The organism is Pseudomonas sp. Irchel s3a10 (assembly GCF_900187525.1).
Lineage (GTDB): Bacteria > Pseudomonadota > Gammaproteobacteria > Pseudomonadales > Pseudomonadaceae > Aquipseudomonas > Aquipseudomonas koreensis_G.
Genome location: NZ_FYDR01000012.1, coordinates 1 through 12474, shown reverse-complemented (window position 1 = coordinate 12474; position 12474 = coordinate 1). Strand labels below are relative to the sequence as shown.

The 12474-nt window shown below is 59.3% G+C and carries 9 protein-coding genes; 3 read left to right on the top strand and 6 right to left on the bottom strand.

Annotated features, from left to right (window positions below):
• Positions 1-39: 39 nt before the first annotated feature.
• Positions 40-2367 (bottom strand): TonB-dependent siderophore receptor, encoded by a 2328-nt coding sequence (locus CKW11_RS24920; RefSeq protein ID WP_095139807.1) that lies wholly within the window; start codon positions 2365-2367, stop codon positions 40-42.
• Positions 2368-2574: 207 nt separating this feature from the next.
• Here CKW11_RS24920 and CKW11_RS24915 point away from each other — a divergent pair, with 207 nt between their 5' ends.
• Both CKW11_RS24915 and CKW11_RS24910 read left to right on the top strand, forming a co-directional pair.
• Positions 2575-3255 carry a Fe2+-dependent dioxygenase gene (locus CKW11_RS24915; RefSeq protein WP_095139806.1) on the top strand — a complete coding sequence of 227 codons (681 nt, stop codon included), beginning with the start codon at positions 2575-2577 and terminating at the stop codon, positions 3253-3255.
• A complete protein-coding gene (locus tag CKW11_RS24910) occupies positions 3252-4010 on the top strand; it encodes a tetratricopeptide repeat protein (protein ID WP_095139805.1) in 759 nt (252 codons plus the stop codon). Before CKW11_RS24915 ends, CKW11_RS24910 begins: the two co-directional genes overlap by 4 nt.
• Before the next feature lie 161 nt (positions 4011-4171).
• On the opposite strand, the gene CKW11_RS24905 is transcribed toward CKW11_RS24910, so the two are convergent.
• From CKW11_RS24905 to CKW11_RS24880, 5 genes are all read right to left on the bottom strand, one after another.
• Positions 4172-5335 carry a type III PLP-dependent enzyme gene (locus tag CKW11_RS24905; RefSeq protein WP_095139804.1) on the bottom strand — a complete coding sequence of 388 codons (1164 nt, stop codon included), beginning with the start codon at positions 5333-5335 and terminating at the stop codon, positions 4172-4174.
• A gap of 635 nt (positions 5336-5970) precedes the next feature.
• Positions 5971-7128, bottom strand: a complete 1158-nt coding sequence (locus CKW11_RS24895; RefSeq protein ID WP_095139802.1) for a betaine/proline/choline family ABC transporter ATP-binding protein — start codon at positions 7126-7128, stop codon at positions 5971-5973.
• On the bottom strand, positions 7125-7778 hold the full coding sequence (locus tag CKW11_RS24890) for an ABC transporter permease (protein ID WP_095139801.1): 654 nt from the start codon (positions 7776-7778) through the stop codon (positions 7125-7127). The genes CKW11_RS24895 and CKW11_RS24890 overlap by 4 nt, the downstream gene beginning before the upstream one ends.
• A gap of 12 nt (positions 7779-7790) precedes the next feature.
• Entirely contained in the window at positions 7791-8684 is an 894-nt protein-coding gene (locus CKW11_RS24885) for a glycine betaine ABC transporter substrate-binding protein (RefSeq protein WP_095139800.1), read from the bottom strand.
• Positions 8685-8705: 21 nt separating this feature from the next.
• Positions 8706-9395 carry an ABC transporter permease gene (locus tag CKW11_RS24880; protein ID WP_177327464.1) on the bottom strand — a complete coding sequence of 230 codons (690 nt, stop codon included), beginning with the start codon at positions 9393-9395 and terminating at the stop codon, positions 8706-8708.
• A gap of 449 nt (positions 9396-9844) precedes the next feature.
• On the opposite strand from CKW11_RS24880, the gene CKW11_RS24875 reads away from it, so the two are divergent.
• Positions 9845-11428 (top strand): peptide chain release factor 3, encoded by a 1584-nt coding sequence (locus CKW11_RS24875; protein WP_095139799.1) that lies wholly within the window; start codon positions 9845-9847, stop codon positions 11426-11428.
• Positions 11429-12474: the final 1046 nt, after the last annotated feature.

Here is a 12474-nt window from a genome sequence, read left to right as displayed (position 1 = left end):
CCTTCGCGAGCAAGCCCGCTCCCACATTTACCGCATCAATCAGAAGTGGAAGTTGGTGCTCAACAGTGCCGTACGGCCCGCCGCCTGGTTGGCGAAGTGGGTCGAGAAGGCTTTGTCGTAGTAGGTTTCATTGGTCAGGTTCTGCACGTTGAGTTGCAGGTCGACGTTCTTGCTCAGCTTGTAGGCGGCCATCGCGTCGTAACGTACATAGGAATCGACCATCGTGGTGTTCGCTACGCTGCCGTAGACGTCGTCGACGTAGAACGCGCCGCCACCGAGGGTCAGCTTCGGTGTGACCTGATAAGTGGTCCACAGGCTGGCGCTGTTTTTCGGCGTGTTGGGCAACTCGTTACCGTTGTTGATTTTGTTGGCTGGCAGGTCACCGCCGTCCACCTGTTCGCTGTCCATGTAGGCGTAGCCGGCGAACACTTGCCACTTGTCAGTGATCTTGCCGCTGGCCGACAGCTCGATACCCTGCACGCGGGTCTTGCCGGCGTTCTCGTAGGAGGTGGTGTCGACTTGCACGCGAGCGTTTTCTTTCTCGGTGCGGAACACGTCAGCGGTCAGCGACAGGCGATCGTTCAACAGATCCCACTTGGTGCCGATTTCGTAGTTCTTGGTGGTTTCCGGCTCCATGTCGCTCTTGAGCAGGTTGCCATTGCGATCCGGGGTGCCGCCCAGCGGGTTGCCTTCCTGGCCTTCACCGAGGGTGTTGCCAGGTGGCGTCGCGGAGGTCGCGTAGGAGGCGTAGATGCTGCCGTTCGGTGCCGGTTTGTAGACCACGCCGAACTGACCGGTGACGAATTCGCTGGTGTCATCACCCTTGGAGGTGGTGGTGCCGGCGTTGTTGTAGGTCTTGTAATCGGTGTCGAAGTGGTCGTAACGCAGGCCCATGTTCACCAGCCACTGCTCGGACAACTCCAGGGTGTCGAACGCATACAGCGCGTAGGTATTGGCCTTGGTGTCGGTGCCGGCGTAGTTGCGCGAGATCGCGCCGTTCCACGGATCGTTCGGGGTCGGGTTCGACAGCGAGGTGCAGTTGTAGCCGCTGGACGCGCCGATCATCGACGGGGTGCAGTTGCTGCTTGCTGCCACGTTAGTGGTGCGCGGCGTGGTGTCGGTGTTGACGTTGTACGAGGACTTCTGGCCTTCCTCGCGGGTGTATTCGACACCGGTGGAAAAGCTGTTTTTGAAACCGGCGACGTAGAAATTGCCGAACAGGTCTGTCTGGTTGGTGGTGGTCTCGGTGTTGCTCACCCGCGTGTTGGCACGACGCCAGACGCTGCCATTGTTGACGTTGCCCTTGCTGTCGTCCGGCTGAGTCAGGATGTAATCCTGCATGCTGGTGCCGTGGCGCAGGGTGTTCTTGATGGTCAGCGAGTCGCTCAGGTCATGCTCGATGGCGAAGGTCGCGGTGTCGGTGCGGCCCTTGCGGAAGTCGCGATCCAGACCGTAGAAGTTGCTGTGATCACCACCGGCGTACGGCTTGTCCGGGTTGGACTTGGTGCGTGCCGCCGAACCGGCCTTTGGAATGGTGTAAGGAATGCCCGAGTCCGGGGTGTCGTTACTTTCCAGATGGTAGTAGTCGAGGTTGACGCGGGTGTCGGTGCCCAGGCCAAACGCCAGGGATGGCGCGATACCCCAGCGATCGTAGTCGACCTTGTCGCGACCGGCGACATTGCTCTCGTGGCTCATCAGGTTCAGGCGGCCGGCAGCGGTGTCGCTGAACTGGTAGTTGCCGTCCAGGGTGTAACGCTGGGTCTGGTCGGAGCCCCAGGTGAAACCACCGTCGAACGAGTTGCCCAGGTGCGCTTTCTTGCTCACCAGGTTGATGCTGCCGCCGGCCGCGCCACGACCGCCGATGGCCGAGTTCGGGCCCTTGCTGACTTCGATGTTTTCCACGGCAAAGATTTCGCGACTCTGCGAACCGGTGTCGCGCACGCCGTCGAGGTAGGTGTCGCCTTGGGCGTCGAAACCACGAATGAACGGACGATCGCCCTGCGGGTTGCCACCTTCACCGGCACCGAAGGTGATGCCCGGTACGGTGCGCAGCGCGTCCTGCATGTTCAGGGCGCCGGTGTCTTTGAGCACTTGTTGCGGGATGACGGTGACCGAGCGCGGCGTGTCGACCAGCGGCGCGGTGTACTTGGGCGAGGAGGCTTTTTCGACCTGGTAGGACGTCGAGTCCTGCGCTTCGCCGGTGATGGCGGTGGCATCCAGGGCGATGGCATTGCCAGAGGCTTTGCTATCGGTCTTTTCCGCGGCGAAGACCATCTGGCCAGCGGAGCCGGCGGTGATGGCGACACCAATGGCCGACGCGAGCAGACGTGGTGAACTGACCGGCAATTGAACCTGTTGACGTGACATTTTTATTCCCCTCCCCAAGGATTTGAGGTCGCGGAATATAGGGTAAACAGGTATTCGTATCAATTGCGAAACATTGTTATTCGCGACGAATTTACATTCTTTACAATTTAACCTTACGGTTTTTGCCGATTCATCCGTCGTGCGGGTTTTACACAGCCAATAAGAATCAATACCATTGGCACCCCTTTACCATCAGGTACGATCACCATGCTGCTGCACATCCCCGGCCTGTTCGCCAAAGAAGAAGTGCAGCGTATCCGCGAGGCGCTGGAGCAGGCGGATTGGGCTGATGGCAAGATCACCGCCGGCTACCAGTCGGCCAAGGCCAAGCACAATCTGCAATTGCCTGAAGGCCACCCACTGGCCAAGGAAATCGGCGCAGCGATGCTCGAACGGCTGTGGAAAAATCCGCTGTTCATGTCGGCCGCGCTGCCGCACAAAGTATTCCCGCCGTTACTCAACTGCTACACGGCGGGCGGCAGTTTCGACTTTCACATCGACAACGCCGTGCGCCAGCCCAAAGGCAGCATTGAACGGGTGCGCACCGATCTGTCGGCCACACTGTTTTTCAGCGAACCCGAGGATTACGACGGCGGCGAGTTGGAGATTCAGGACACCTTCGGCACGCAACGGGTGAAACTGCCCGCCGGCGACATGGTGCTCTATCCCGGAACCAGCCTGCACAAGGTCAACGCGGTCACGCGGGGGGCGCGTTATGCGTCGTTCTTCTGGACGCAAAGTCTGGTGCGCGAAGACAGTCAGCGCGCGTTGTTGTTCGAGATGGACGGGGCGATTCAGCAACTGACTCAAGACATGCCTGATCATCCTTCGCTGATCCGCCTCACCGGTACGTATCACAACCTGTTGCGGCGCTGGGTCGAGGTATGAGTTTCCTGCTGCGTCGCGAGGAAATCCTCAGCGGCGAACAACTTGGCGCCATGCTCGGCGAAAGTCCGGCCCGTGCCGCGCAAGCGATTTTGCTCGCGGCGGGTGAGGGCGAAGTTGAAGCGCAGGCGTTGCTTGGACAGATTCTTCTGGATGGACAGGGTATCGCGCAGGATCAGCCGCTGGCGCTGCGCTGGTTCGGCATCGCCGCCGGGCGCGGGCATTTGATGGCGCGCAACATGCTCGGGCGTTGTCATGAGCATGGCTGGGGGTGTTCGGCAGATGCGGCGATTGCCGCACAGCACTATCGGATCGCGGCGCAAGCCGGACTGGATTGGGCGATGTACAACCTCGCCAATCTGCTCGCCACCGGGCGGGGTGTGGCGGTGGATCATCAACAGGCGTTGGCGCTGTATCGGCGCGCGGCTGAATTGGGCCATGCGAAATCGATGAATCTGCTGGGGCGCTATCTGGAAGAAGGGCAGGCGTGCCCGGCGGATCCTGTGGCAGCGCGCGATTGGTATCGACGTTCGGCCGAGGCTGGGGATTTTCGTGGGCAGTTCAGTTTTGCTGCAGTTTTGGCGGACGAGGGGCGGATTGATGAGGCGGTCGATTGGCTTGAGAAAGCTTTGGCCGGCGGCAATCTGAATTTTCTGCGGGTGGCGAGTCAGGCACTGTTAAGTGCGACAGATCCCGGAATCCGGGGGATGGCATCCAGATATCAGCTTCGCGCCGATGAGTTAAACCGCACTGCATAACCCCAGTGGGAGCGGGCTTGCTCGCGAAGGCGTTGTGTCAGTCATCACCATCCGCACTGGCCCACCGCATTCGCGAGCAAGCCCGCTCCCACAATGGATTGCATCGACATACAAAAAAGCCCATGACACGTCATGGGCTTTTTGCATTATGGCTTCAGCGCTTACACGTAAAACGATTTCAGCGGCGGGAAGCCATTGAATTCGACGGCGCTGTAACTGGTGGTGTACGCACCGGTCGACAACCAGTACAGACGATCACCAATCGCCAGGTTCAGCGGCAGACCGTACTTGTAGTTCTCGTACATGATGTCGGCGCTGTCGCAGGTCGGGCCGGCGATGACCACTTCTTCCATCTCGCCTTTCTTCTCGGTCCAGATCGGGAACTTGATCGCTTCGTCCATGGTTTCGATCAGGCCGGAGAACTTGCCCACATCGGTATACACCCAACGCTCGACGGCGGTGCGGGATTTACGCGCGACCAGCACCACTTCGCTGACCAGAATACCGGCGTTGGCGATCAACGAACGGCCCGGCTCCAGAATGATTTCCGGCAGGTCATCACCGAAGTCTTCCTTCAGGAAGCGGATGATCTCTTCGGCGTAGGTTTCCAGGCTGTTGGTGCGGGTGATGTAGTTGGCCGGGAAGCCGCCGCCCATGTTGATCAGCTTCAAGTGGATGCCGTCTTCTTCTTTCAGACGCTCGAAGATCACTTTGACCTTGGCGATCGCTGCGTCCCAGACGCTGATGTCGCGCTGTTGCGAGCCGACGTGGAACGAGATGCCGTACGGCACCAGGCCCAGGTCGCGGGCGAGGATCAGCAGGTCCATGGCCATGTCGGTCTGGCAACCGAACTTGCGCGACAGCGGCCAGTCAGCGGTGGTCGAGCCTTCAGTCAGGATGCGCACATAGACTTTCGAACCCGGTGCGGCCTTGGCAATGTTACGCAGGTCGGCTTCGGAGTCGGTGGCGAACAGGCGCACGCCCTTCTCGTAGAAGTAGCGGATGTCCTTGGATTTCTTGATGGTGTTGCCGTAGCTGATCTGATCCGGGCTGACGCCACGGCTCAGCACTTTGTCCAGCTCATAGATGGAGGCGATGTCGAAGCTCGAACCTTTCTCTTTGAGCAGGTCGATGATCTCGACAGCCGGGTTGGCCTTGACCGCGTAGTAGACCTTGGCGAATTCGAAACCGGCGCGCAGGTCGTCATAGGCCTGGCTGATCATCGCGGTGTCGATCACCACGAACGGGGTTTCCTGTTTGTCGGCGAACGCCTTCATTTTCTGAAAGGTTTCGCGCGCGAAATAGTCTTCGACCTGGATCGACATGCTGGGAGCTCCTATGGGCAAACTCGTAAAAACAATGGGTGCAAATGAACGCCCTCCGTATCCCCACTTTGGTTCGCCTACTTCCCAAGGCATGTCGCCGAAAGCAAAAAGGCCACGGGCGTTTTTGCCCTTGGCCTTGCTGTCTCGTCGTCAGTACTTGAGCCGGATGGATCGTTTCCAGCATGGACGTTCGGCGCGAACTTTAGGGCGTGAGGGGCCTGAGATCAACTAAAAATGTCGCGTTTTTGCACGCTTCTGACGTGCGTCGCGAATATCACTCTTTGTAGCCGACCGAGATGACGGACAGATGTTCCCCGGGAATTTTCATGTGTTAAAAATATCTGCACGTTCGCCGCTTTTATCGGCTAATTAGCGGGGAAGTGTGATCGGCGCAACATCGGCGACGTTGGCGGCGAGAGGCGGGTGTGAGGGGGATTTTGGCCGTTTGGGAGCGGGTGTTTGTAGCGGTTCTGTGAACGCAGCTGTTGAGATTCTTTTCCGCCCTGCGAATCATCGGGAAATTGCACAAATCCTGTGGGAGCGGGCTTGCTCGCGAAGACATTTTCACAGCCGACATCACCGCCGACGGCCATTACGCATTCGCGAGCAAGCCCGCTCCCACAGGTTTGTAGTTTTTACGCGATTACAGCCTCAGCCGGCGAGACGATACTGGTCTTCATCCCGCGTGAACGACCCGAGCTCAAGTAAGCCGCAATCGACTCCTGCGTTACTTCACCGAGGAACACCCGCTCGGCATCCATCACCGGCAGCCACGAACGATTGAACTCGTACATGCGCGACAACAGGATGCGCAAATGTTCGTCGTACGCCGCCGTGGCGTTGAACTCGCGCAGATACTGCCCGCAGGTGCCGGTCTGGCGATGCAGGTCGCGACGACGCACGTAACCCAGCGCCTTGTTCTCGGCACACGTGACCACCACATAGCGGCGGTCATGCTCGTCCATCAACTCCAGCGCATCAGCCACCGAGGTTTCGGGGCTGACCGAGGGCGCGTTGTCCGCTGCGTCTTCAGCCTTCACCAGCAGCAGGCGTTTGAGGGTGCTGTCCTGGCCGACAAAGTTGCTGACAAAGTCGTCTGCCGGATGCGCGAGCAGGGTGTCCGGGTGATCGATCTGCAGCAGTTTGCCGGCGCGGAAGATCGCAATCTTGTCACCGAGCTTGATCGCTTCGTCGATGTCGTGGCTGACCATGATCACGGTCTTGTTCAGCGCCCGCTGCATCTCGAAGAACTCGTTCTGGATCATCTCGCGGTTGATCGGGTCGACCGCACCAAACGGCTCGTCCATCAGCAACAGCGGCGCATCCGCCGCCAGTGCGCGGATCACACCGATGCGCTGCTGCTGGCCGCCGGACAGTTCACGCGGATAGCGATGCAGATACTGCTTGGGCTCAAGCTTGATCATGCTCATCAGCTCGCGAGCGCGGTCGTGGCATTTCTGTTTGTCCCAGCCGAGCAGTTTCGGCACCACGACGATGTTCTCTTCGATGGTCATGTTCGGGAACAGACCGATCTGCTGAATCACGTAACCGATGTTGCGGCGCAGTGTCACTTCGTCGAGGTCGGTGGTGTCTTCGCCGTTGATCAGGATCTTGCCCGAGGTCGGCTTGATCAGGCGGTTGATCATTTTCAGCGTGGTGCTTTTGCCGCAACCCGATGGCCCGAGGAACACACAGATTTCGCCTTCATTGACGGTCAGGCTCACCGAGTCCACGGCTTTGACATCTTTGCCGTTGCTCTGGAAGGTCTTGCTGAGGTTTTGAAGTTCGATCATTTGAGGAGTCCTTTTGGAGTCAGCGTACGTTGCAGCCACTGCAGGAGAAGGTCGGCGAAGATCGCCAGAAGACTGACCAGCAGCGCGCCGACGATCAGCATCGACATGTCGCTGCGGCTGATGGAGGCGAGGATCAGCACACCGAGGCCACCGGCGCCGATGGTCGCGGCGATGGTCATCACACCGATGTTCATCACCACGGCGGTGCGCACGCCGGCGAGGATCACTGGCACCGCAATCGGCAACTCGACCATGCGCAGGCGCTGGCCGAAGGTCATGCCGATGCCGCGTGCAGCTTCACGGATACCCGGTTCGACGCCGGTCAGGGCGAGGTAGGTGTTGCGCATGATCGGCAGCAGTGAATAAAGGAACACCGCGGTGATAGCCGGCATCGGCCCGAGGCCCTGGCCGAACCTGGAGTAGAACGGCAGCAGCAAACCGAACAGCGCAATCGACGGCACCGTCAGCAGCACCGTTGCGCTGGCCTGCAAGGGGCCTGCGAGGCTCGGAAAACGCGTCATCAGAATGCCCAGCGGCACACCGATGAAAATCGCCAGCGTCACCGCAATGCCGACCAGAGTGATGTGCTGCCAGGTCAGGTGCATCACCTGCTGCCAGTCGAGGTGGGAAAAGGCGTTCAGAAATTCCATGACTTTTCCTCCTTAGTTGAGTGGATGCTGGCGCAGGAAGTCCGCGGCGACTTTCGATGGGCTTTCGTGATCGACGTCGACCCGCGCGTTGAGCTGGCGCATGGTTTCGTCGTCGAACAGTTGCGCCAGCGGCTTGAGTTGCTCGGCCAGTTGCGGGTGCGCATCGAGGTAGGCCTGACGCACCACCGGCGCGGCGGTGTAGTCGGGGAAGTAATGTTTGTCGTCTTCCAGCAGTTTCAGGCCGAACGCATTCAGGCGGCCGTCGGTGGTGTAGACCAGACCGGCAAACACCTGGCCGTTGCGCAGCGCGGTGTAGACCAGTCCCGCGTCCATCTGGCGGATGTTCTTGCGGGTCAGGTTCATGTCGTAGAGCTTGACCATGCCGTCCAGACCGTCGGAGCGGTTGGCGAACTCGGTGTCCAGCGCCACCAGGTGATTGGTCTTGGCCTCATCGCGCAGCACCTTGTTCAGGTCGCTGATGGTGTTGATCTGTGGATACTCCTCGGCGACTTTTTTCGGCAGGGCGAGGGCGTAGGTGTTGCTGAATTTCGACGGGGTCAGCCAGACCAGGCCTTTTTTCGCGTCGAGTTCTTTGACCCGGGCGTAGGACTGTTCGCTGTCGAGTTTTTCGGTGACATGGTTGTAGGCCACCAGCGACACGCCGGTGTATTCCCAGAGCATGTCCAGTTGTCCGCTTTCGTGAGCGCTACGGGCGAGGTTACTGCCCAGTCCGCCGGTGATCTGCGCGTCGTAGCCTTTGCTGCGCAGGTATTGCGCGGTGATTTCCGCGAGCAGGGTCTGCTCGGTGAACACCCGGGCGCCGAGGCGAATGAGCGGTTTTTCCGCCGCCTGGGCAAATCCTGCGAACAGCATGATGCAGCCTAAGATCAAGCTAAATCGTTTCATAAATATTCCTTCGCAAGAGCCTTAAGACGGGCGCAAACCGCGTTCCAGCCAGAGACGGCTGGCGAGGGTGACCACGCCATCGAGCAGCAGGGCCAGCAGCGCGGTGCACGCGGCGCCGAGCAGCAGTTGCGGCTGATTGTTCAGGGCGATGCCAGGGAAGATCAGGCTGCCGAGGCTGTTGGCGCCGATCAGGAAAGCCAGCGGCGCGGTGCCGACGTTGATCGCCAGTGCCACGCGCACGCCACCGATGATGATCGGCACGGCGTTGGGCAATTCGACTTTCCACAGCACCTGGCGCGGGGTCATGCCGATGCCGACGGCGGCTTCTTTCAACGAACCCTGGACGTTTTTCAGGCCTTCGTAGGTGTTGCGCACGATCGGCAACAGGGAAGCGAGGAACAAAGCGAAGATCGCCGGGCCACTGCCGATGCCGAGAATCCCCAGGGCAATCGCCAGTACAGCCAGCGGTGGCACGGTGTTGCCGATATTGAAGATCTGCATGAAGCGTTCAGCGCGGCCGACCATGGTCGGGCGACTGAGAAAGATACCGGCGGGGATGCCCACGACCAGGGCGGCCAGCATTGAAGCGAGGACGAGAATCAGATGAGCTTGCAGGTAAAACAACAAATCGTCGCGGTAGTGTTCGATCGTGTTGATGCCGATCCAGTGAACCAGCAGGGCCAGGAGCGCGATAACCACCGCACCTCCCATCAGCCCTTTGCCATAGCGGATAGCCACAGGCGGACTCCTTTTCTTGTAGTCGGCGAACGCTCTCCCGTGTGGCATGCCAAGCCTTGGCTGCCGGGAAAAACGTTCGCGAGAAGCAGCTCCCTCAGCACCGGCAAAAAGCGGTCTGAAAGCGAGCCATGAGCGCAGCCTCGTCAGGCTAACTTGCTGATTTTTCAGCCCCTGACGAAATGTCGTAACAGGGGATGGACGTCTCCGTGCTTTAAAAGGTTCCCACGTTAGACACTGTTTGGCCACCTGTTGGAGCTGCCGAAGGCTGCGATCTTTTGATTTTGTTTTTAAAAGCCAGATCAAAAGATCGCAGCCTGCGGCAGCTCCTACAGGGTTTTGCGGGGCCGAGGGACGGTGGTCTGGCGATCACTTTTTAAGCTATACTCGCCGCCCTTTTTTGAATCACCGCCAGGCGATTTCCCATGACCAACCAGGCCGCCGAAGTCGCGAAACGCCGCACTTTCGCCATTATTTCCCACCCCGATGCCGGTAAAACCACGATCACCGAAAAGCTCCTGTTGATGGGCAAGGCGATTGCGGTGGCCGGTACGGTGAAATCCCGTAAATCCGATCGCCATGCGACATCCGACTGGATGGAGATGGAGAAGCAGCGGGGTATTTCCATTACCACGTCGGTCATGCAGTTCCCGTATCGCGAACACATGATCAACCTGCTCGACACCCCGGGCCACGAAGACTTCTCCGAAGACACCTACCGCACCCTGACGGCGGTCGACTCGGCATTGATGGTTCTCGACGGCGGTAAAGGTGTCGAGCCACGCACCATCGCCCTGATTGATGTCTGCCGTCTGCGTGACACGCCGATCGTCAGCTTCATCAACAAACTCGACCGTGACATCCGCGACCCGATCGAACTGCTCGACGAAATCGAAGCTGTTCTGAAGATCAAGGCAGCGCCGATCACCTGGCCGATCGGTTGCTATCGCGACTTCAAGGGCGTGTACCACCTGGCCGATGACTACATCATTGTCTACACCGCCGGTCACGGTCACGAACGCACTGAAACCAAGATCATCGAGAAGCTCGATTCCGACGAGGCGCGCGCGCACCTGGGCGACGAGTACGATCGCTTCCTCGAACAGCTGGAACTGGTGCAGGGCGCCTGCCACGAGTTCAACCAGCAGGAGTTCCTCGACGGTCAACTGACCCCGGTGTTCTTCGGTACCGCACTGGGCAACTTCGGGGTCGATCACGTGCTCGACGCCGTCGTTGACTGGGCCCCGCGTCCGCTGGCCCGTGTCGCCAACGAACGTACCGTGGAGCCGGTGGAAGAGAAGTTCTCGGGCTTCATCTTCAAGATCCAGGCGAACATGGACCCGAAGCACCGCGACCGCATCGCCTTCATGCGTATTTGCTCCGGCAAGTACGAGAAAGGCATGAAGATGCGCCACGTGCGTACCGGCAAGGACGTGCGCATCGGCGACGCCCTGACGTTTTTCTCCTCCGAGCGTGAACAGCTGGAAGAGGCGTACGCCGGCGACATCATCGGTCTGCACAACCACGGTACGATCCAGATCGGCGACACCTTCAGCGAAGGTGAAGTCCTCGGTTTCACCGGTATTCCGCACTTCGCCCCGGAGCTGTTCCGTCGTGTGCGTCTGCGTGATCCGCTGAAGTCCAAGCAATTGCGTCAGGGTCTGCAGCAGTTGGCTGAAGAGGGCGCGACTCAGGTGTTCTTCCCGGAGCGCAGCAACGACATCATTCTTGGCGCCGTGGGTGTGCTGCAGTTTGATGTGGTCGCCAGTCGTTTGAAGGAGGAATACAAGGTTGAGTGCTCGTATGAGCCGATCACTGTGTATTCCGCGCGCTGGATTGAATGCAGCGACAAGAAGAAGCTTGAGGAATTTTCCAACAAGGCTGTGGAGAACCTGGCACTGGATGGCGGTGGGCACCTGACCTACCTCGCGCCGACGCGGGTTAACCTGGCGTTGATGGAAGAGCGGTGGCCGGATGTGAAATTCCGTGCGACGCGTGAGCATCATTAAGCGCTGAGCTGGGTTGTCTGGAGCCCCTGAGGTGTAGGCCTTGGGGCTTTCTTTTGGGGGCTGTTTGTCTTGGCGGCCTTTGGGCCGACCAGGTTCTTGGTTTTTTGGGTACATATCCGTTTTTTTGGTAACGGCTACTTAGGGTTTCGCCCTTACGGCGAGTCACCTTTTCCAAACGCCGAAAAGGTAACCCAAAAGGCTTGCTCCTACGTTCGGCCCGCTCGCTGGGGCTCGGGGTTCCTTCGCTGCGGGATTGATCCGGGCGCAGCGCCTCCGGTTTGCTTCGCTGCACCTCCTCTCGCTGTGTTTGGCTGCGCCAAACGGTCGCTGCGCTCCCACCCCCGGATCAATCCCTCCACTCAGCCTTCCGACGTCGCCCGTGGATCAAGATCAAGAGCGGTACTCGAGCTTGCGCTCATTGTTTTGAGTGGGGCGGCTGCGCCGCATGGGGCACACACAAATCAAAACTGTGGGAGCTGGCTTGCCAGCGATGGCGGCCTGACAGCCGACCAATCTCTAAGTGATTGCACCCAATCCAATTGTGGGAGCGGGCTTGCTCGCGAAAGCGGTTTCACAGCGGACCAATCTCCAACTGAGCACAACCAATCCCACTCTAGGAGCCAGCCTGCTGGCGATGGCGGCCTGATAGCCGACCAATCTCTAACTGATTGCACCCAATCCAATTGTGGGAGCGGGCTTGCTCACGAAAGCGGTTTCACAGCCAACCAATCTCCAACTGAGCACAACCAATCCCACTATAGGAGCCAGCCTGCTGGCGATGGCGGCCTGACAGCAGACCAATCTCTAACTGATTGCACCCAATCCAATTGTGGGAGCGGGCTTGCTCGCGAAAGCGGTTTCACAGCCGACCAATCTCCAACTGAGCACAACCAATCCCACTGTAGGAGCCAGTCTGCTGGCGATGGCGGCCTGACAGCCGACCAATCTCTAAGTGATTGCACCCAATCCAATTGTGGGAGCGGGCTTGCTCGCGAAAGCGGTTTCACAGCGGACCAATCTCCAACTGAGCACAACCAATCCCACTC